This is a genomic window from Mycobacterium kansasii ATCC 12478, from assembly GCF_000157895.3.
In the GTDB taxonomy this organism is placed as follows: Bacteria; Actinomycetota; Actinomycetes; order Mycobacteriales; family Mycobacteriaceae; genus Mycobacterium; species Mycobacterium kansasii.
Genome location: NC_022663.1, coordinates 1568807 through 1588994, shown reverse-complemented (window position 1 = coordinate 1588994; position 20188 = coordinate 1568807). Strand labels below are relative to the sequence as shown.

Genomic DNA, 20188 nt, shown 5'->3' with positions numbered 1-20188 from the left:
CTCGCTGTCGCGCATAGCAAACTCATAAAACTGTCAACCGTTTTGGACGTATTTCGCCGGGTATCCCTCGTTCATGACCCTCGCCCTAGCGGCCGGCCGCGCGATCACCGTCTCGCGTGGTTGCCGACATGAGTGAATCGGGCGGGCCCGCCGGCCCGGCCGGCCTCGCCATCACGACGGCCAAGTTGCCGCCGGCGCCACCGCGGGTAATCCCCAAGGGCCTGCAGGGCATTGCCTTCTTCGCTGCGCGGCGGCGGGCTACCGAGCAACTCGCACGTCGCTATGGCGGTGCGTTTCGGCTCGATGTCCCGGTGTTCGGACGCCTAGTCATCGTGGCCGACCCGAGGCTGGCCAAAAAGGTATTCACCAGCACGACAGACGAACTCGGCGCCATTCAGCCGAACCTGAGCCGGCTGTTGGGCTCGGGTTCGGTATTCGGGCTCGACGGCGAAGAGCACCGCCGGCGCCGAAAGCTGCTGGCGCATCCCTTCCGCGCCGGCAACATGAGGAATTACGAGCGGATCGTCGAGCAGGAGACTCTGCGCGAAATCGCCGACTGGCCCGACGGTACCGCATTCCCGACGTTGCCGGCGATGAAGCGCATCACCCTCAACGTGATCTTGCGCGCCGTATTCGGCGCCGAGGGGGACGACTTCGACGAGCTGCGCCAGGTCATCGTGCCGTGGGCGAAGTGGGGTTCCCGTTTGTCGACGCTGCCCCTGCCCAACCGAACCTATGGCCGCTACACCCCGTGGGGCCGGCTAGCGGAATGGCGGGGCAAGTACGACACGATCATCGACAGAATCATCGACAAATCGCAATCGGGCGCCCAATCGGGCTCGGAGTTGGAGGACCGCGGCGACATTCTCTCGCTGATGCTGCGCAGCGCATACGACGACGGTTCACCCATGTCGCGAGAGGACGTCCGGGACGATCTGCTCACTCTTCTGGTCGCCGGACACGAGACCACCGCAACCACCTTGGCCTGGGTGTTCGAACGGCTGACCCGCCAGCCCGAGGTGTTGTCGGCGCTCGTCGAGGAGGCCGACACCGACGACAACGAGCTGCGCCATGCGGCGATCTACGAGGTGCAGCGCACCCGGTCGGTGATCGACTTCTCCGGTCGCCGGGTGCGGGCACCGTCATTCGAGTTGGGGGAGTACGTCATTCCCGAGGGCTATTCCATCGTCGTCAGCATTTCGCGGTGTCACGCCGATGCCACCACGTTCCCCGATCCCGATCGCTTTGATCCGCAGCGCTACATCGAGGGGAAACCGTCGCCGTTTGCCTGGGTTCCGTTCGGGGGCGGAACCCGCCGCTGTGCGGGGGCCGCGTTCGCCAAGATGGAAATGAACGTGGTGCTACGAACCATCTTGCGCCACTTGACCATCGAAACCACCACGGCACCGCCGGAGAAGATTCGGGCGGGCGGGCTCGGCTTCCTGCCGAAAGACGGGGGGCGCGTCGTCGTGCACCACATCGGGCGGTGAACGGTCACCCGTGCGAACCGCCGGGGCCGGTGTAGGCGACCGGTCGATCAACTGGGTTTGCCCCCGGCACACGGGGGGAGGGGGAATGTGCCGGGGGCAAAGCAGGGGGTCGATCAGGGGACAAGTGCCCAGAACGGATGGGTGACCGACCAAACCGGGTGGGTCAGGTCATCGGTGTAGTGGTAGATCGGATGGGTTGGCGGCGGCACCGGGTGCATTGGAGCCACGCCCGGGCGCATCGGACCTGAAGCGTGGTTCATCGGCCCCCGGCCCGGGTGAAGCGGGCCTGCTACGGAGTTCATCGGAGCCCCGCCCGGATGCATCGGACCGGCGAAAGACTGCCCCGGTGCGGCCGATGCTATAGCGGGTCCGGCAAACGTCCCCGCGAGCGAAAGGCCAAGGGCGCAGAGGACACCCGTCGACAAGGTGCGAATGGTTGACATGTCGAACTCCCTTCGGTTCGGTATGAGGCTGTTCGGCTCGAAAGCCCCCGTTGTCGACGCTGAATGAACCGGGCCTGCCGGCAAGCCGTTACCGTGTCGTCGAGCCCTCTCGGCTCCTGGCTGTCATCCATAGTTGACAATTTGACGGTAGGGCCACGCGCCCACATTGTCAACGACGGTTGCGTAATGTGACGATCGTCGCACACCCGACGAGGCTCAGCCTGGGGCGCAACGGGTTTCGTCAGGCCGGGTAGCGGTCCCGAGCTCTGACTATCCGCATGCTCGGTATTGCTCAGCATCTTGGCAGTAAATTCACGGCGCTGGAACGGAATCCGGTCGGCTTCGTGGCTTATCGTCATCGCCGTGTACGGAACCGCGGACACGGCCAGCGGCGCAGTGGCCGGCAGCGGGACGGGTGAGCCCAGCCCGCTGGTAACGCCGATGAGAAGGGTGGCGCTTGCCTGCGTCGTCGGCTCGGCGGTCGAGTACTACGACTTCTACATCTACGGCACCGCGGCCGCGCTGGTGTTTCCCTCGGTGTTCTACCCCGGTCTCGGCCCTACGATGGCCACCGTCGCCTCGATGGGGACATTCGCCACGGCGTTTCTGTCGCGGCCACTCGGTGCGGCGGTGTTCGGACATTTCGGGGACCGACTGGGCCGTCAGAAGACCCTGGTCGCGACGTTGCTGATCATGGCCGTGGCGACGGTCACCGTCGGCATTGTTCCGGCGACGGCCACCATCGGGGTGCTGGCCCCACTGATCCTGATACTGCTGCGCCTGCTGCAGGGTTTCGCCGCCGGCGGTGAATGGGCCGGATCGGCGCTGTTGAGTGCCGAGTCAGCGCCTGCGCACAGACGCGGCTATTACGGGATGTTCACCGCGATCGGCGGCGGCATCGCACTGGTGCTCAGCGGCCTCACCTTCTTGGTGGTGAACTACACCGTCGGAGCCGACAGCTCCGCTTTCATGCATTGGGGATGGCGTATCCCGTTCCTGCTGAGTGCGGTGCTCGTCGTCATCGCCTTGTTTGTGCGCCTGAAGATCAGCGAGACCCCGGTCTTCGCCACCGAGATGGCCAGGACTGATGCTGGGAAAGCAACCGGTAGCCCCGCTCCGTTGGCGGAAGTGCTGCGCCGGCAGCGCCGCGAACTGGTCCTGGCTGCGGGTTGTGTGCTCGCGGTCTTCGGCGACCTGTATCTGGCCAGCACCTACCTTCCCTCGTACGCGCAAACCCGCCTGGGCTATTCCCGCGACTTCATCCTGCTGGTCGGGGTGCTGGGCGGGCTGACCTGCATCGTGTTCGTGTCGACGACGGCGGCGCTGTGCGACCGGTTCGGGCGCAGGCGCCTCATGCTGGTCGGGTGGGCAGCGGGTCTCCCGTGGTCGCTGTCGGTGATGTCGCTGATCGATTCCGGCGATCGCACCTGGTTCGCAGTCGCCATCCTGGGCGTTTACGCCATCGCGGCGGCTGGTTTCGGACCCGTCGTCGCACTGATCCCCGAACTGTTCGCCACCCGCTACCGCTACACCGGCACGGCCCTGTCGATCAACCTCGCCGGCATTTTCGGGGGGGCGGTGCCGCCGTTGGTCGCCGGCACCCTGGTGGCCGTCTACGGCAGCTGGGCGGTCGGCGTGATGATGGCCGCTCTGGTGGCGGTCAGCCTGGTGTGCACCTATCTGCTTCCCGAAACCACCGGCACCGCGTTCGGCTCGCTTATTTGAGGGCTAGTTGGCGTGCAGATCCTCGTTGAGGGTGATGCCTTCCCGGTCACGGGCTACCACCTCGACGGCCCCGGTCACCGAATTGCGGCGGAACAGCAGGTTGCTGTGGCCGGAAAGTTCGCGCGCCTTGACCGCGGTTCCGTTCGCCATGGTGACCTTGGTGCCGGCGGTGAGGTAGAGACCGGCCTCCACCACGCAGTCGTCGCCCAGGGAGATGCCCAGCCCGGCGTTGGCGCCGAGCAGGCAGCGTCTGCCGATCGAAATGACCTGGGTGCCACCGCCGGACAGGGTCCCCATGATCGACGCGCCGCCGCCGATGTCGGAGCCGTCGCCTACGACCACGCCCGCCGAGATCCGGCCCTCGACCATTGAGGCGCCCAGAGTTCCGGCGTTGTAGTTGACGAAGCCCTCGTGCATCACGGTGGTGCCCGGCGCCAGGTGGGCACCCAGCCGCACCCGGTCAGCGTCGGCGATGCGCACCCCGGTGGGCAGGACGTAGTCGACCATCCGCGGGAACTTGTCGATGCCGTAGACCGTGACCGGACCATGGCGGCGCAGCCGGGCCCGCACCGCTTCGAAACCCTCGATGGCGCACGGTCCGCGATTGGTCCACACCACATTCGTCAACACCCCGAACAAGCCGCCGGCGTTCAGCCCGTGCGGCGCCACCAATCGGTGCGACAGCAGATGCAGCCGAAGGTAGGCGTCGTACGCGTCGGCGGCGACATCGTCCAGCGAGCCGATGACGGTGCGGACCGCGACGACTTCGGTGCCGCGATCGTCGTCGCGGCCGACCAGCGCGACCAGCTCGGGGGGAATGTCGGACAGCGCCAACCGGGAGGTTCCGCTGCTATCCGATTCCGTCAGCTCCGGTGCGGGGAACCAGGTGTCGAGGACCGATCCGTCGGCGGCGAGGGTCGCCAGGCCGATGCCTGCTGCTCCAGTCACGCCTGGACACGCTACTTGCCTGCGCGAGCAGACACAGAATCGCACCCCAAGCCTGTGGGGAGTGCGATTCTGTGTCTGCTCGGCGCTCTAGGCTGGGGGCGTGCTGGACTTGCGCGGGGATCCGATCGCATTGACCGCGGCCCTGGTCGACATCCCCAGCGAGTCGCGCAACGAGGCTCGCATCGCCGACGAGGTGGAGGCCGCGCTGCGAGCCCAGACAACCGGCTTCGAGATCATCCGCAACGGCAACGCCGTGCTGGCGCGCACCAGCCGCAACCGGCCGTCGCGGGTGCTGCTGGCCGGACACCTCGACACCGTCCCGCCAGCCGGCAATCTGCCCAGCCGGCTCGAGAACGGCGAGCTGTACGGCTGCGGCACCGCCGACATGAAGTCGGGCGACGCGGTCTTCCTGCATCTGGCCGCCACCGTCGCCGAGCCGGTGCACGACCTGACGCTGGTGTTCTACGACTGCGAGGAAATCGAGGCTGCGGCAAACGGTTTAGGCCGCATCGAAAATGAGCTGCGGGACTGGTTGTCGGCCGACGTGGCCATCCTGGGCGAGCCGACCGCCGGCTATATCGAGGCCGGCTGCCAGGGCACGCTGCGCGTCGTGATCAGCGCCACCGGAACCCGCGCCCATTCGGCGCGTTCCTGGTTGGGCGACAACGCTATTCACAAACTGGGCGCGGTCCTGGACCGGTTGGCGCGATACCAGGCCCGCAGCGTCGACATCGACGGTTGCACCTACCGCGAGGGTTTGTCGGCGGTACGCGTCGACGGCGGTGTGGCCGGCAACGTGATTCCCGATCGCGCGTCGGTCACCGTCAACTACCGCTTTGCCCCCGACCGGTCGGTGGCCGCGGCCCTGCAGCACGTCCACGAGGTGTTCGACGGGCTGGACGTGCAGATCGAGCAGACGGACGCCGCCGCGGGTGCCCTGCCCGGGCTGTCGGAGCCGGCCGCCAAAGCACTGGTCGAGGCCGCCGGTGGGCAGGTCCGGGCGAAGTACGGGTGGACCGACGTGTCGCGCTTCGCGGCGCTGGGCATCCCCGCGGTCAACTACGGACCCGGTGATCCCAATCTGGCGCACCGGCGCGACGAGCGGGTTCCGGCCGCCCAGATCACGGTGGCCGTCGACATGTTGCGGCAATACTTGAGCGGGTAGCGCATTCCCATATTGCTTGATTCATAATGTGGTAGCGCGTAGCAGGATGGTGCCACGGCGCTAAGTGGTGGACAAGCTGCGGTCTGGACCCGGCCCGATTCACGGGCCCGCGCTTAGGTCCCTGGTTCCGTACGACGCGGGCGCGACCTCGCATAGCGAACCACGTTGTAGCTGCCCGCTGTGGACAGTCCGAATAGTGCACTGTGCCCATTGCACAAGTAGTTCGCGTGGTCGTTTCGCACAACTCGGCATCGCCGTCGACCGCCAACCGGAGCGCTCTGCCACGTGCTGCGGGGTGGATTGGGATGATTTGGCCCTGTAACTCTCGTCTGCAGCTGGTCAAGAATTCATCAGGCGCGTTGCTCGTGCGCTTGGGGCTTCAAAGGCTTTTTGCCCCAACGGTTGTGAGCATGCGGACTTCCAGCGCGGCAGATTCGTCGATCACTTGAGGAGTTGCGGTTGATGTTACGAGTGGTTCCTGAGGGCTTAGCGGCGGCAAGTGCAGCGGTGGACGCACTGACGGCTCGCCTGGCTGCTGCACATGCTGCCGCAATACCGGCGATTACGGCGGTGGTACCACCGGCGGCGGATCCAGTGTCGCTGGAGACCGCGGCCGCGTTCAGCGCGGTGGGCTGCGAGCACGTTGCGGTCGCCGCCGAGGGAGTCGAAGAGCTTGGCCGTTCGGGGGCCAGTGTTGCTGAGTCTGGTGTCAGTTACGCGATTGGTGATGCTGCAGCGGCGGCGTCGTACGTCGTTTCGAGTGGTCTGTGATTAAGCCTTCGATCTGGATAGGTACGCCGCCGGAGGTGCATTCGGCACTGCTTTCCAGCGGGCCGGGGCCGGGTCCATTGTTGACGACCGCGGCGGCGTGGAACTCGCTGGGTGCCGAATATAGTTCGGTGGCAGCCGAGTTGGCTGCCGAGTTGGCCGCCGTGCAGGCTGGGGTGTGGCAGGGACCCAGCGCTGAGAGTTACGTGGCCGCGCATCTGCCGTATCTGGCGTGGCTGAATCAGGCCAGTGCCGTCAGCGAGACAACGGCGGCCCAACACGAACTCGCGGCGGCCGCGTATGTCAGTGCGTTGGTCGCGATGCCGACATTGGCCGAGTTGCAGGCCAACCACATCCTTCACGGAGTGTTGGTCGCAACCAATTTCTTCGGAATCAACACCATCCCGATCGCCCTTAATGAAGCCGACTATGTGCGCATGTGGATCCAGGCTGCCGCGACAATGGGAACCTATGCGACAGTTTCGGGCGCGGCCCTGGCCGCAGTGCCCCACACCGCACCGGCGCCAGTGGTGGTCAAGCACCCCGGAATCGGACACCTCGGCGATATACTTCCGATTCCTCCGCCGGAACCGCCGTGGTGGCTGGAAATCCTAGCCTGGCTGCAAAAGTTCGCCACGCTCTTAGAAGAAGTGCTGACTACGTTCGTCAACGAACTGTGGATGTGGATACAAGAGGCGCTGCTGGTGGCAGCGGAAATACTCGAAACTTTCCTCAGTGAACTCTGGATGTGGGTGCAAGAGGCCCTGCTCGTGTTCCAGGAGATAATGACGGCGTTTTTCCAGGGGCTGGCAAGCATTCTGGAAGTGGTCGGTGAGGTGCTCTATGTTGGAGCCTTACTGCTGGGAGAATTCCTCGCTACGGTCCTGGAGGTATTGGCCGAGGCCCTTGTGGTGGCGGCACAAGCTATAGCGGAAGCCATCATCACACTATTGGCCCTCTATCCGGAGATCATCGTGGTCGCCCTGATAGCGGCGGGAATTCTTGTTCCGCTCGGTCTCGGCGGTGCAGTGCTGGCAGGAGTTGGCACCGCTATCGCGGTACCGCTCGCGACCGGCTTGGGAATCGGGATCCCGGCGTATGTCAATTCCATCGATCAGCTGAGCGATGACACTTCCGAGAGCATCGTTGGCCCGGCTGCGCCGGATTACGGCGAAATCGTGACATCTGACAAAACTGAGGCGTTTACACCCAACAAGGGTGAGGTTTTCACGCCCAACAAGGGTGAGGCGGTGACACCGGGTAAGTTCGACATGGCTGCGGCCCCTGGTCGCGAAGTGCCGGCGGGCATGGTCGGGGTGTCGGATACCGGGGCTGGACCGATTGGGTTTGCCGGTACCGCTCCCTCATCTGCCGTTCCCAGTGCTTCAGGGATGGCCACGTTGGCTGGTGAATTCGGTGATAGCGCCGTTATGCCGATGGTGCCAGCGACATGGGACGTGAGTTTAGTCGGGGCGCCGGCGTGAGGATGCGTCTAAGCCCGGTGATCTAACGGCAAAGTATGCAGGAATCGAATCGAAGGGAAAATGTATGAGTTTGTTGGATGCCCATATTCCGCAGTTGGTATCGTCGCAGTCGGCGTTTGCGGCGAAGGCGGGTTTGATGCGGCACACTATTAGCCAAGCTGAGCAATCGGCGATGTCGGCTCAAGCGTTTCACCAGGGTGAATCGGCGCTGGCATTTCAAGGTGCCCATGCCCGCTACATGGAGGCGGCCAGTAAGGTCAATGCTTTGCTCGATATTGCGCAAGCTAATTTGGGCGACGCTGCGGGTACCTATGTCGCCGCCGATGCGGCCGCCGCATCGACTTATACCGGCGCCTGAGTCGACCACTATTAGCTTGAGAAAGGACTTGTGATGTCACAGATTATGTACAATTACCCGGCGATGGTGGCCCATGCCGGTGATATGTCGGGATACGCGGGAACGCTACAGAGCATGGGTGCTGATATCGCCGGCGAGCAGGCCGCGCTGTCGAATGCCTGGCAGGGTGATACCGGTGTGACCTACCAGGCGTGGCAGGCGCGGTGGAACCAGGCTCTGGACGATCTGGTGCGCTCGTATCAGTCCATGGCAAGCACCCACGAATCCAACACGATGGCAATGATGGCTCGGGACCAGGCTGAAGCCGCAAAATGGGGCGGCTAGCTCGGCGCCCCGTCCGTGGGTGGCGTTCGCCCGCCGCGGGTTGGTCGGTCGGCTGAAGTGGTGCCGAAGTCGGCGCCTAACGCCTGGTTTCACGAAATTACGGACTGTTCCCCGGTTCTCACCACGCGAGCCGTTTGTTGCCCACTGGCGCACCGCGTCAGTGGGCAACAAACGGGCTGGTCTCGGGCCGGCAGGTTAGCTGCACGCGGTGCTGATACCAGAGTTGACTCGGCAGCGCTCATCAGGAATGACGGAACGGCGTCTCGTGCTTCAAAGCTGCGCTCCCGCAACAGATCTGAAAGTAGGTGTGAGAAAATCCCCGGCTTTGCCGCCTCTGGTGCCGGGTGGCGGTTCTTGCCGCCCCGGCGTTCGTACTTGACCGCAATGGCTTCGGAGCATGCCGCGCCCTGTCGCGTCGCGGTGGTCGGTGCGCCATCGAAGGATGCCGACGCCTTCGTACCTGACAGCTGCCCTTGACATGGAGTTTCGTTTCCATCAGCCGCAAGCCGAGCCGTTCGGGAGACGGCGGAGAGAGCCAACATTGTGAGAATGTCCCCGTCCGGAAGGCGACCCATCATCGTCTGGCCGGACACCTGGCGCGTCACGCTGGCGGTGTCGGTCGGGATTGCGGCGGCGCTGGCCTATCCGTGGCGTTCAACACACGACCGGTGGGTGTTAGCCGTCGCTGTCCTCAGCGTGGTCGTGTTGTTGAGTTATTGGCGCGGAGTACACCTGACGACGAACGCCCGACGCCGAATGGCGATAACCCGTGGCCGTCGACCCGGAATCCATCGACGTCGCGGGTCGTTGTTCAGCGCGAGCATTGACGAAACGGCAACCGCCTTGATACGCGTCGAGCCGAGGGCCGGCAGGCGGGACGCACTTCCGCTGCCGCTGATAGCCAGTTACCTGGATCGCTATGGTATTCGCACCGACAACATCCGAATCATCAATAACGAGAAGATAACCGGCATCGGCCAGACTTGGATTGCCCTGACTGTGTCAGCGATCGCAAACCTGGCGGCGCTGCAGGCCCGCGCTGCGCACATACCCTTGGACCAGACAACGCATGTCGTGGCGCGTCGGCTTGCAGATCACCTCCACGAGCTCGGCTGGACAACCAGGGTCGCGCGGCCCGGCGACCTTCCGCAGTTTGGCGCTGGAACAGGACGCGAGACTTGGCGTGCGGTTGTGCGCAACGATGGCGTGGATTACCTTGCGGCGTACCGGATCGACATAACTGATGAGTTGCCCGACGTCTTTACGCAGATTCGGTCGCACCCGGTGGCCGAATCCTGGGTCGTATTGGAGATTGCCAGGGCCGCGACAGGTTTCAGTCTAGGAGCCGCATGTGTCTTTCGCACCGCCGCGATGCCGCGGCGACGAGCTCCCTTGGCCGGCATGACGCCCCAGCACGGTAACCATCGGCAGGCGCTGATGGCACTGGATCCGTTTGCGGCGCAACGACTGGAGGGGCACACCGCGGTGCCCGACGAACTGCTTGGCCGGTTGCTTTGGCCCGTCCTTGCGCGCGGCGCACGCGCCGTGCGCCTCTCCGAGGCGGGAAGAGTCATCGGCGGCATCGGGACAGCTGCTAGTGAGGCGAGTGGTCTTCCAGAGCGGCCGCGCGCGGTGCGAAATGCGTGATAGCGCAGGCTGAAACCTGTCAGGAAGCCCATCAACGGCGCTAATCCAACGCAGATTCCTATGCGGGAGAACAACATTCCCACGCGAAAAAGAGCCGAGAAAACTCTACCAGACCGTGGGAGCACCGGCCGCATTGCCGGGCTGCACTGCCCAGCTGGTGATTGAGAGCAGCCGCCCCGCGGCTCACGTAGCGCCCAGATCCGTCCCGGCGAGCAACTGTTCGGGTGTCACCGGCGCGCCTCGGCGCCACGACGATTGGATCGCTCACAACCCATATGCGCACACACAAATAGCTCTGTGGTCGAGCGCAATCGAGCGATCAGTCGCCAGTGCTTCGCGGTGCTGCGCGACATTGCCGCCGCGGCCCGCACCGAACCGCGATGTCGGGAGAGCCGTCGCGACGCCAACTGGGTCCGAGAGTCACGCCGAGCCCGACTGGTTCGCCACCGCGGCTGCTGCTGCGTCAGAAGCCGCGGCGGTCATCCCGATCGCGGCCGGCTCTTCGGCCACCGCGGTCAGCGCGGCAGCGTCGCCATCGGCGAGCGCGCGGGCTTGTTTGGCGACGAGATCGCCTACCGGGCAGTCGATTTCGGTGGCCAGCCGGGTCACCGGGACCACCGCCCGGATGTCGCCGAGGCGAACGGCATCATGCCAGGCCCGCAGTGCAGCTGTCGACTGCCCGCCCCGCTCGGCGGTCCGCGCCGCCTCGCGGGCATCGGCGATGGCGCCGGCCTTGTCCCGGGCTGCCGCTTTGGTCCACGCGCGGGCCAGCATGAGTTCGGGTGCGAACAACGCTGATTTGGTGCCGTGTCGGGTTTCGGCGCGCCGCAACGCTTTCGCTGACTCGGCGATGCGGCCCTGCTGTGCGATGGCGGTGGCCAGCAGCATCAACGACAGCGGACCCCAGGAATAGCCGGTGCGTTCCAGTTCGGCGGCCGCCGGCTCCAATAGCGTGGCCGCAGCATCGAATTCGCCCTTGGTGAGCATCACGTGTCCCAGCAGCACCTCACCGATGGCCCGACCGGGCTGCTGCAGCTCGGCAAAGTCGGTGAACTGCTGGGCCAGCACCTGAGCCTGGCCGATCTCACCCGCCATCAGTAGCGAGGTGATCTGAGCCAGGCCCACGGTGAATCGCAGCAGCCCGGGATGCTCGGCGGCCGACGCCCGTTGGGCCAGTGGCTCGACGTCGCGGAAGCGACCCATCCGAGCCGAGGACAGCGCGGCCGCGCTGGCCGCCCAGGCCACGGCCGTGTCGCCGGGGGACGGCTGGGACAGCACCTGGTCGGCCAGCGTGATGGCCCGCGGCAGGTTGCCGGCGTTCATGGCGAACGTCGCCGTCAGCGCGTCCAGCTCGGCCTGTGCGGTGGGCTCGGTCATCCGGTTTCGGGTCGCCTGCAGGAACGCCGTGGCCCGCTCCGGCTCGCCGAGCATCCAGAACTGGTTGGCCGCCCGCGGTACCGCCCACGCTCTCAGCTCGGTCTCGGACAGGCCGTCAGGGTCCACCGCCGCCAGCACCGCGGCGGCTTCCCGGCCGCGTCCCTGCCAGCTCAGCGCCTGGGCCAGCACCAGTCGCGCATCCAGTCCGGCCGTGCGATCCAATGCCGCTCGCGCCAACCGCTCGGCCAGCCGCACGTCGCCCAGGCGCAGCGCCTGCTGCGCGGCGGCGACCACCTCTGTCACCGGCTGCTCGGCTTTGCTGTCCAGGCTGCCCAGGGCCAACGCCGCCAGCCGCAGCCGGTCGCTGAGGTGTTCGGTCGGATGCCGCGACAACAGCATGACTATGTCGGTTCGCCGTCGTCGCGCGCCGTCGTCGCCCAGCGCCGCACGCGTGCGTTCGGCGAACAACGGGTGAGCCGTATAGACCACCGGATCGTCGGCGCGTCCGCCGCGTACCCGGGTTTCCGCGGCGCCCAACTCCTCGGCCTGCTGCACGGCGCCGTCACCGGCGAGCACCGTGAGATCGGCGAGCGACAAGGGCTCTGCGATGGCGAGGTAATCCAGCACCGAGCGCGCCGGGCCGGGCAGCTCGGCGATGAATTCGTCGACCTCGGCCGGGGCGGTTGGTCCGCCCGGCGGCTCGATATCGATCCGATCCAGCAAACGGTCGGTCCACAGCGCTGTGATGGCCTCGGGCGCGGCTACGGCACCCGAGGCACCCGAGGCACCCGAGGCACCCGAGGCACCCGAGGCACCCGAGGCATCCGGGGTAGCCGGGGTAGCCGGGGCATCCGGGGTAGCCGGGCCGCGCGCGGTGACGATCATCCGGGCCGCGCCGGTCAGCGCCAACTGGTACACCAGGGTGGCCGACAGGATGTCCAGATCGTGGGCGTCATCGACGATGAGCAGCAGCTTGCCTTGCGTAGCGTCAGCACACAGCGATGCCCGGGCGGCCCGCAGTAGGGCGGCCGGCTTGCCAATTTCGGCGATGCTCACCAGATGGCCGAAGGCGCCGAACGGAACCACGCGCTCGGTCGGGGTGCCGATGACCCAGCGGATCAGCGTGGTCGGGTACCGGCGGCAGAATTGTTCGGCGGCCAACCGGGCCAGCGTGGATTTGCCGACTCCGTCGGGTCCGAGGACGACTGCCCCACCGCCAGCGGATGCGTCACCCAGGGCGGCTTCCAACCGCTCCAGCGCGGCCGCCTGTTGCGGGACGTTCCATCGAATGGGCACCGCTGAAATCTTATGGCGCTCGATCCGACGGGGCACAATGGTGGCTCAGTTCTGCTTGCGTTCCGCCGCCCCCGGGCCGGTGTTGGTCTACGTTTCGGTATATGTGCCCAAGACTCGACTCAACCGAACACGAGTGGGCCGTATGTGTCTACTGCGCGGCCGGACCGACGCACCCGGAATTGCTCGAGCTCGCTGCGGAGCTTGGAGAGGCAATCGCCGACTCCGGCTGGACCCTGGTCTGGGGCGGCGGCAACCTTTCGGCAATGGGCGCTGTCGCCGGGGCGGCGCACGCGCGCGGCGGCCGGACCGTCGGCGTGATTCCCAAGCTGTTGATCCGCCGCGAACTGTCCGACGCTGATGCGGCCAACGAGCTGATCGTCACCGACACCATGCGTGAACGTAAGCACATCATGGAGGAACGCGCCGAAGGATTCATCGTGCTGCCGGGTGGTTTAGGGACGTTGGATGAGCTTCTCGATGCCTGGACTACCGGCTATCTGGGTATGCACCGCAAACCGATCGTGATCCTCGACCCGTGGGGACACTACGACGGTCTGTTGGCGTGGCTGAACGGATTGGTCAACACCGGTTACGTCGCGCAGGTAGCAATGGAGCGGCTGACGGTGGTCGACAAGGTGAGCGCGGCGCTGGAGTTGTGCGCACCCCTCTGACCGGCCATGGGCGCCGCGCCCGTCAATTCTCAGAAGCGAATGGAGGGAGAACGTGTCCGATCACCAGGGTGGCGGGCGCGCCCGGGTCAAGCTCACCGACGTCGCAGCTCGGGTGCCCGGAGTGCTGGCCGACACACCGTCGATCGTGCGGGGGGCTGTGACCGGTTTGCTGGCCCGGCCGACGTCCAAGGCATCGATCGGGAGCGTTTTCCAGGACCGGGCCGGCCGCTTCGGTGACCGGGTGTTCGTGAAGTTCGGCGAACAGCAGTTGACCTATCGCGAGGCCAATGCGATCGCCAACCGGTACGCAGCGGTGCTCGCCGCCCGAGGTGTCGGCCCCGGCGACGTGGTCGGCATCATGCTGCGCAATTCGCCCAACACGGTGCTCGCGATGCTGGCCGTCGTCAAGTGCGGCGCCGTTGCCGGGATGCTCAACTACCACCAGTGGGGTGAGGTGCTCGCCCACAGTCTGGGCCTGCTCGACGCCAAGCTGCTGCTCACCGAATCGGACCTGGTCAGCGCCATCAGTGAAAGCGGTGGCCCGGCCGGCGAGGTGCTGACCGTCGACGACCTGGAGCGCTTTGCCGCGACCGCGCCCGCGCATAACCCGGCTTCGGCCGCGGCGGTGCGAGCCAAGGACACCGCCTTCTACATTTTCACCTCGGGCACCACCGGGTTCCCCAAAGCCAGCGTGATGACTCACCACCGGTGGTTGCGGGCGCTGGCGGTGTTCGGCGGCATGGGACTGCGGCTGAAGAGCTCGGACACGCTGTACAGCTGCCTGCCGCTGTACCACAACAACGCGCTGACGGTGGCGGTGTCGTCGGTGATCAATTCCGGGGCGACGCTGGCGCTGGGCACGTCGTTCTCGGCGTCGCGGTTCTGGGACGAGGTGATCGCCACCGAGGCCACGGCGTTCATCTATATCGGGGAGATCTGCCGTTATCTGCTCAACCAGCCGGCCAAATCGACCGACCGGGCGCACCGGGTACGGGTGATCACCGGCAACGGTCTGCGGCCGGAGATCTGGGACGAGTTCACCGAACGGTTCGGCATAGCGCGCGTCTGCGAGTTCTATGCGGCCAGCGAGGGGAATTCCGCGTTCATCAACATCTTCAACGTGCCCAGAAGCACCGGCGTTTCGCCGCTGCCGCTGGCCTATGTGGAATACGACCCGGATACCGGCGCCCCCCTGCGTGACGACAGCGGCCGGGTACGCCGGGTGCCCCCCGGTGAGCCGGGGCTGTTGCTCAGCCGGGTCAACCGGCTGCAGCCGTTCGACGGCTACACCGACCCGGCGGCCAGTGAAAAGAAGTTGGTGCGCAATGCATTTCGGGACGGCGACTGCTGGTTCAACACCGGTGACGTGATGAGTCCGCAGGGCATGGGGCACGCCGCGTTCGTCGACAGGCTGGGCGACACCTTCCGGTGGAAGGGCGAGAACGTCGCCACCACGCAGGTCGAAGCGGCGCTATCGGCCGACCCCTCAGTCGAGGAGTGCACGGTCTACGGCGTGGAGGTGCCCGACACCGGCGGCCGCGCCGGCATGGCCGCGATCAAGCTGCGCGACCGCGCCGAGTTCGACGGGCAGTCCCTGGCCCGGGCCGTCTACGGTCAACTACCCGCCTACGCGCTGCCGCTGTTTGTGCGGGTAGTCGAGTCGATGGCGCACACCACGACGTTCAAGAGCCGCAAAGTGGAGCTGCGCCAGCAGGCTTACGGCGCCGAGGTCGAGGATCCGCTGTACGTACTGGCCGGGCGCGACGAAGGATATGTGCCGTACTACGCCGAATACCCCGACGAAGTAGCGGCCGGTAAACGCCCCCGGGCCTGACGGCGCCGAGGTGGCGCACCCGTCAATTGAGCTGGTTCGCAGCCTCTGGGGCCGGCGTTGTCGTCGAGCCTGCGCTGACCGCGTCGAAACTGCGTCCACAGCCCGTGAGCCGTCGTCCGAGTAGCGCTGAACGCAGACTCGATGGTCCGGCACTATGTAGACGTGCACGCAATGCTGTGCGGCCGCCCAGTCGCCGCGGATCGCCCGCTGATCATGGCGATCGTCAACCGCACCCCGGATTCGTTCTACGACAAGGGTGCGACCTTCAGTGAAGGGGCCGCCCGAGAAGCCGTCCACCGGGCCATCGATGAGGGCGCCGACGTCATCGATGTCGGCGGCGTCAAAGCCGGACCCGGGCAGGACGTCGACGCCGGCACCGAGATCGCCCGGCTGCTGCCCTTCGTCGAGTGGCTGCGTGATGCCTACCCCCACCAGCTGATCAGCGTCGACACCTGGCGCTCGGAGGTGGCCCGGCTGGCGTGTGCGGCCGGCGCCGATCTGATCAACGACACCTGGGGTGGTGTCGACCCCGCGATACCGGATGTGGCGGCCGAATTCGGCGCGGGTGTGGTGTGCGCCCACACCGGGGGAGCACAGCCGCGTACCCGTCCGTTCCGGATGAGTTACGGTACGAGCGCCCGCGCGGTCGTGGACGACGTCATTCGTGAGGTCACCGCCGCGGCCGAGCGAGCAGTCGCAGCGGGAGTAGCCCGCGACCGGGTGTTGATCGACCCCGCCCACGATTTCGGGAAGAACACCTTCCACGGGCTGATGCTGTTGCGCCACGTGGACGATCTTGTTAAGACCGGTTGGCCGGTGCTCATGGCTTTGAGCAACAAGGACTTCATCGGGGAGACTCTGGGGGTGGACGTGACCCAACGCCTCGAGGGAACACTGGCGGCCACCGCGCTGGCAGCGGCTGCCGGAGCACGCATGTTTCGGGTGCACCAGGTCGCGGCCACCAGGCGGGTGCTGGAGATGGTGGCCTCCATTCAGGGGACGCGACCGCCGGCGCGCACGGTGAGAGGGCTCGCATGACGGCATCGGAGTTGGTCGCCGGCGACCTCACCCAGGACGCGGTTCGGGCCGCAAAACCCGGCGACATCTGGTTGTCGGACCGCAGCTGGAACCGTCCGCGCTGGACGATCGGCGAACTGGTGGCCGCCAAGGCCGGACGGACGATCTCGGTGGTGCTGCCGGCCCTCAACGAGGAGGAAACCATCGAGTCGGTGATCGAGAGCATCTCACCGCTGGTCCACGGCTCGTCAGGCCTGGTCGACGAGCTGATCGTGCTGGATTCCGGCTCCACCGACGACACCGAGATCCGTGCCATCGCCGCCGGTGCCCGCGTCGTCAGCCGCGAACAGGCGCTGCCCGAGGTGCCGACTCGCCCGGGCAAGGGTGAGGCGCTGTGGCGCTCGCTGGCCGCCACCAGTGGCGACATCGTGGTCTTCGTCGACTCCGACCTGGTCAACCCGCACCCGATGTTCGTCCCGTGGCTGGTCGGCCCGCTGCTCACCCGCGAGGGCATCCACCTGGTGAAGAGCTTTTACCGGCGTCCGCTGACCGTCAGCGATGCCGGCGGAGCCGCGGGTTCCACCGGTGGCGGCCGGGTTACCGAGCTGGTGGCGCGACCGCTGCTGGCGGCGCTGCGCCCCGAGCTGGGCTGTGTGCTGCAGCCGCTGGGCGGTGAGTACGCGGCCAGCCGTGAACTGTTGACTTCGCTGCCGTTCGCGCCCGGCTACGGCGTGGAGATCGGACTGCTGGTCGACACCTTCGACCGGCTGGGTCTGGACGCGATCGCGCAGGTCAACCTCGGGGTACGGGCACACCGCAACCGGCCACTGGCCGAGCTGGGCGTGATGAGCCGCCAGGTCATCGCTACCTTGCTGTCCCGGTGCGGAATCCCCGACTCCGGGGTCGGCCTGACCCAGTTCTTCGCCGTCGGCGACGGCTACACCGAGCACACGTGGCCGGTCTCGCTGGCCGACCGGCCACCGATGAATGTGGTGCGGCCCCGCTGATCGCCGGGATGTCGGTCCCTTAGGGCAAGATCGTCGGCGTGGCATTGGTATTGCTGTACCTGGTGGTGCTGGTCCTGGTGGCCGTCGTGTTGTTCGGTGCGGCAAGCCTGCTGTTCGGGCGCGGCGAGCAGTTGCCGCCGCTGCCGCGGGCGACGACGGCGACGGTGCTGCCCGCGTCCGGCATCACCGGGGCCGACGTCGATGCGGTCAAGTTCACTCAGGTGCTGCGCGGCTACAAGACCAGCGAGGTCGACTGGGTGCTGGATCGGCTCGGCCGTGAGCTGGATGCGCTGCGAAGCCAGCTGGCGGCCGTCCACGGATCGCCCGCCGGTGCAGCCGATGCCGAGGGCCCGCACGCAGGCAACGTCGACGCCGTCGCTCACGACCGCCCCAGCCCGACGTGAGCGACGACGGCCTGGTGCGCTGTGGCTGGGCGGTGGTTCGCGCCGGGCCTGATGCCGAGCTCTACCGCAACTACCACGACCAGGAGTGGGGGCGTCCACTGCGCGGCGGGGTGGCGTTGTTCGAGCGAATGAGCCTGGAGGCTTTTCAGAGCGGCCTGTCGTGGTTGACCATCTTGCGCAAACGGGAGAACTTTCGCTGCGCGTTTTCCGGCTTCGACATCGAGACGGTCGCCCACTACACCGACGCCGATGTGCAGCGATTGCTGGCCGACGCGGGGATTGTGCGCAACCGGGCCAAGATCGAGGCGACGATCGCGAACGCGCGGGCTGCTGCCGAGCTCGGGTCAGCGCAGGACCTGTCGGACCTGCTGTGGTCGTTCGCGCCGCCGCCCCGGCGGCGGCCGGCAACCTTATCCGAAATCCCTTCAGCCACTGCGGAATCCACGGCGATGGCGCGCGAATTGAAACGGCGTGGGTTTCGCTTCGTCGGGCCCACCACCGCCTACGCGCTGATGCAGGCCACCGGGATGGTGGACGACCACATCCGCACGTGCTGGGTACCTCCGCGGTAAGTGGGCGGCCCTGGGCCGGGGCGATCGGGACAGCAAAACTTCTCGATCAGACGGGTTGCATCCATCTCGTGAAGCCGAGCGCCGAAAATGCCGTCCGGGGGGCCAGCATGCGCTTAGGACAGCCCTGAGCGGCCACAGAAGCGGGTCTTGTGCACCGGGTGAACCGGAATAGGGAACAATAGAGGGGTGATTTGGCAGTTCAATGTCGGGTACGGCTGGGAATCCGCTTACGGGGCATGCTCGGCGCCGACCAGGTCCGCGAGCGCGGGCCAGCTCGAATCTGGAGGGAGCACTCGATGGCGGCGATGAAGCCCCGGACCGGCGACGGTCCTCTGGAAGCAACCAAAGAGGGGCGCGGCATCGTGATGCGGGTACCACTCGAGGGCGGCGGCCGTCTCGTCGTGGAGCTGACGCCCGACGAGGCCGCGGCCCTCGGTGACGAACTGAAGAGCGTTACCAGCTGAATCAGCACCGGGCGAGTGGTGTGTCACCGGCACACCTTCCGATAGACGTCGAGCGTCTGCCCGGCGACCTGTGCCCAGGAGAATTCCTCGATGCAGCGCTGACGTCCCGCCTGGCCGTAGCGCTCGGCGGTGGCAGGATCGGCGACGAGCGCATTGACCGCCTCGGCTAACCTGGCCTCGTAACCGGCCGGGTCGGCTGGATCGTAATGCACCAGGGATCCGGTGACCCCGTCGGCGACCACCTCGGGTACCCCGCCAACGTCGGAGGCCACCACCGCGGTCGCGCAGGCCATTGCCTCCAGGTTGACGATCCCTAATGGCTCGTATACCGATGCGCATATGAAAACCATTGCAGCAGAAAGTATTTCACGTAGCTTCCCGGTCGGAAGGATGTCGCGGACCCAGAACACGCCGGTGCGGGTGCGGGCCAGTTGGGACACCGCGGACCTCACCTCGTCGGCTATCTCGGGAGTATCTGGAGCGCCAGCGCACAGCACCACCTGAATATCCGGGCTGAACTGGTGTGCGGCCGCCAGCAAATGGGGAACTCCTTTTTGCCGGGTGATTCGGCCGACGAACACCACGATCGGCCGGCTTGGATCGACTCCGAGCTCGGTCAGGACCGACCCGGTTCGCACGGGGCCGGCCGGATACCACACGTCGGTGTCGATCCCGTTGCGGATCACATGCACCACATCCGGGTCCAGCGTCGGATAGATGCGCAGCAGGTCGTCGCGCATGCCCGCGCTGACGGCGATGACGGCGTCGGCGGCCAGCACGGCGGTGTTCTCCACCCAGGACGAGACCTGGTAGCCGCCGCCCAGCTGCTCGGCTTTCCACGGCCGCATCGGCTCGAGCGAGTGCGCGGTCAACACATGCGGGATGTCGTAGAGCAGCGCGGCCAGATGGCCCGCCAGGCCCGTGTACCAGGTGTGTGAATGCACCACGGTGACCCCGCTCGCGGCGTTGGCCATCACCAGGTCCGCGGACAGGGTGGACAGGGACGGGTTGGCGTTGCGCAGCCGCGGGTCGGGCTGATGAGTGATGGCTCCCGGCCGAGGCGCGCCCATGCAATGCACGTCAACCGCACACAAACGCCGCAGATGGGATACCAGTTCGGTGACATGTACCCCGGCTCCGCCGTAGACCTCCGGTGGGTATTCCCGAGTCATCATCGCTACCCGCATACGCAGC

18 protein-coding genes are annotated in these 20188 nt (G+C 66.4%); 15 read left to right on the top strand and 3 right to left on the bottom strand.

Annotated features, from left to right (window positions below; translation table 11 throughout):
* Positions 1 to 128 precede the first annotated feature (128 nt).
* Both MKAN_RS06780 and MKAN_RS06775 read left to right on the top strand, forming a co-directional pair.
* A complete protein-coding gene (locus MKAN_RS06780) occupies positions 129 to 1490 on the top strand; it encodes a cytochrome P450 (RefSeq protein ID WP_023366521.1) in 1362 nt (453 codons plus the stop codon).
* A gap of 884 nt (positions 1491 to 2374) precedes the next feature.
* Complete coding sequence (locus MKAN_RS06775) at positions 2375 to 3658, top strand: MFS transporter (protein ID WP_036392794.1); 1284 nt, start codon at positions 2375 to 2377, stop codon at positions 3656 to 3658.
* Positions 3659 to 3661: 3 nt separating this feature from the next.
* On the opposite strand, the gene dapD is transcribed toward MKAN_RS06775, so the two are convergent.
* Complete coding sequence (gene dapD / locus MKAN_RS06770; RefSeq protein ID WP_023366515.1) at positions 3662 to 4606, bottom strand: 2,3,4,5-tetrahydropyridine-2,6-dicarboxylate N-succinyltransferase; 945 nt, start codon at positions 4604 to 4606, stop codon at positions 3662 to 3664.
* 100 nt (positions 4607 to 4706) lie between these two features.
* Between dapD and dapE the strand changes: the two genes are divergently transcribed.
* The 6 genes from dapE (at position 4707) to eccE (ending at position 10352) form a co-directional block, all read left to right on the top strand.
* A complete protein-coding gene (gene dapE / locus MKAN_RS06765; protein ID WP_023366513.1) occupies positions 4707 to 5771 on the top strand; it encodes a succinyl-diaminopimelate desuccinylase in 1065 nt (354 codons plus the stop codon).
* 459 nt (positions 5772 to 6230) lie between these two features.
* Complete coding sequence (locus tag MKAN_RS29375) at positions 6231 to 6542, top strand: PE family protein (protein ID WP_036392797.1); 312 nt, start codon at positions 6231 to 6233, stop codon at positions 6540 to 6542.
* A complete protein-coding gene (locus tag MKAN_RS31455; protein ID WP_023366509.1) occupies positions 6539 to 8023 on the top strand; it encodes a PPE family protein in 1485 nt (494 codons plus the stop codon). Before MKAN_RS29375 ends, MKAN_RS31455 begins: the two co-directional genes overlap by 4 nt.
* A 64-nt stretch (positions 8024 to 8087) precedes the next feature.
* The gene (gene esxG, locus MKAN_RS06755) at positions 8088 to 8381 is read left to right on the top strand and encodes a type VII secretion system protein EsxG (RefSeq protein WP_023366507.1); all 294 of its coding nucleotides are present in this window, start codon (positions 8088 to 8090) and stop codon (positions 8379 to 8381) included.
* Between the two features lie 33 nt (positions 8382 to 8414).
* Positions 8415 to 8705 (top strand): WXG100 family type VII secretion target, encoded by a 291-nt coding sequence (locus MKAN_RS06750; protein ID WP_023366505.1) that lies wholly within the window; start codon positions 8415 to 8417, stop codon positions 8703 to 8705.
* Positions 8706 to 9254: 549 nt separating this feature from the next.
* Complete coding sequence (gene eccE, locus MKAN_RS06745) at positions 9255 to 10352, top strand: type VII secretion protein EccE (RefSeq protein WP_023366503.1); 1098 nt, start codon at positions 9255 to 9257, stop codon at positions 10350 to 10352.
* Positions 10353 to 10772: 420 nt separating this feature from the next.
* On the opposite strand, the gene MKAN_RS31285 is transcribed toward eccE, so the two are convergent.
* Complete coding sequence (locus tag MKAN_RS31285) at positions 10773 to 13025, bottom strand: MalT transcriptional regulator family protein (RefSeq protein ID WP_023366501.1); 2253 nt, start codon at positions 13023 to 13025, stop codon at positions 10773 to 10775.
* Positions 13026 to 13126: 101 nt separating this feature from the next.
* Here MKAN_RS31285 and MKAN_RS06735 point away from each other — a divergent pair, with 101 nt between their 5' ends.
* The 7 genes from MKAN_RS06735 (at position 13127) to MKAN_RS06705 (ending at position 18994) form a co-directional block, all read left to right on the top strand.
* A complete protein-coding gene (locus MKAN_RS06735) occupies positions 13127 to 13696 on the top strand; it encodes a TIGR00730 family Rossman fold protein (RefSeq protein WP_023366499.1) in 570 nt (189 codons plus the stop codon).
* Positions 13697 to 13748: 52 nt separating this feature from the next.
* On the top strand, positions 13749 to 15530 hold the full coding sequence (gene fadD6 / locus MKAN_RS06730) for a long-chain-acyl-CoA synthetase FadD6 (RefSeq protein ID WP_023366497.1): 1782 nt from the start codon (positions 13749 to 13751) through the stop codon (positions 15528 to 15530).
* Positions 15531 to 15671: 141 nt separating this feature from the next.
* Positions 15672 to 16568 carry a dihydropteroate synthase gene (gene folP, locus MKAN_RS06725; RefSeq protein ID WP_023366495.1) on the top strand — a complete coding sequence of 299 codons (897 nt, stop codon included), beginning with the start codon at positions 15672 to 15674 and terminating at the stop codon, positions 16566 to 16568.
* On the top strand, positions 16565 to 17554 hold the full coding sequence (locus MKAN_RS06720) for a glucosyl-3-phosphoglycerate synthase (protein ID WP_023366493.1): 990 nt from the start codon (positions 16565 to 16567) through the stop codon (positions 17552 to 17554). The genes folP and MKAN_RS06720 overlap by 4 nt, the downstream gene beginning before the upstream one ends.
* A 38-nt stretch (positions 17555 to 17592) precedes the next feature.
* Positions 17593 to 17958 carry a DivIVA domain-containing protein gene (locus MKAN_RS06715; RefSeq protein WP_023366491.1) on the top strand — a complete coding sequence of 122 codons (366 nt, stop codon included), beginning with the start codon at positions 17593 to 17595 and terminating at the stop codon, positions 17956 to 17958.
* Positions 17955 to 18530 carry a DNA-3-methyladenine glycosylase I gene (locus tag MKAN_RS06710; protein WP_023366489.1) on the top strand — a complete coding sequence of 192 codons (576 nt, stop codon included), beginning with the start codon at positions 17955 to 17957 and terminating at the stop codon, positions 18528 to 18530. Before MKAN_RS06715 ends, MKAN_RS06710 begins: the two co-directional genes overlap by 4 nt.
* Before the next feature lie 296 nt (positions 18531 to 18826).
* Complete coding sequence (locus tag MKAN_RS06705; RefSeq protein WP_011211259.1) at positions 18827 to 18994, top strand: DUF3117 domain-containing protein; 168 nt, start codon at positions 18827 to 18829, stop codon at positions 18992 to 18994.
* 23 nt (positions 18995 to 19017) lie between these two features.
* On the opposite strand, the gene glgA is transcribed toward MKAN_RS06705, so the two are convergent.
* Positions 19018 to 20181, bottom strand: coding sequence for a glycogen synthase (gene glgA, locus MKAN_RS06700; protein WP_023366485.1), 1164 nt, complete (start codon positions 20179 to 20181; stop codon positions 19018 to 19020).
* Positions 20182 to 20188 lie beyond the last annotated feature (7 nt).

What these genes read in the sequence shown, in the direction of transcription:
- MKAN_RS06780 (WP_023366521.1), top strand. Translation starts at nt 129, where the DNA reads ATGAGTGAATCGGGCGGGCCCGCCGGCCCGGCCGGCCTCGCCATCACG.
- MKAN_RS06775 (WP_036392794.1), top strand. Translation starts at nt 2,375, where the DNA reads ATGAGAAGGGTGGCGCTTGCCTGCGTCGTCGGCTCGGCGGTCGAGTAC.
- esxG (WP_023366507.1), top strand. Translation starts at nt 8,088, where the DNA reads ATGAGTTTGTTGGATGCCCATATTCCGCAGTTGGTATCGTCGCAGTCG.
- MKAN_RS06750 (WP_023366505.1), top strand. Translation starts at nt 8,415, where the DNA reads ATGTCACAGATTATGTACAATTACCCGGCGATGGTGGCCCATGCCGGT.
- eccE (WP_023366503.1), top strand. Translation starts at nt 9,255, where the DNA reads ATGTCCCCGTCCGGAAGGCGACCCATCATCGTCTGGCCGGACACCTGG.
- MKAN_RS06735 (WP_023366499.1), top strand. Translation starts at nt 13,127, where the DNA reads ATGTGCCCAAGACTCGACTCAACCGAACACGAGTGGGCCGTATGTGTC.
- folP (WP_023366495.1), top strand. Translation starts at nt 15,672, where the DNA reads ATGGTCCGGCACTATGTAGACGTGCACGCAATGCTGTGCGGCCGCCCA.
- MKAN_RS06720 (WP_023366493.1), top strand. Translation starts at nt 16,565, where the DNA reads ATGACGGCATCGGAGTTGGTCGCCGGCGACCTCACCCAGGACGCGGTT.
- MKAN_RS06705 (WP_011211259.1), top strand. Translation starts at nt 18,827, where the DNA reads ATGGCGGCGATGAAGCCCCGGACCGGCGACGGTCCTCTGGAAGCAACC.
- glgA (WP_023366485.1), bottom strand. Translation starts at nt 20,181, where the DNA reads ATGCGGGTAGCGATGATGACTCGGGAATACCCACCGGAGGTCTACGGC.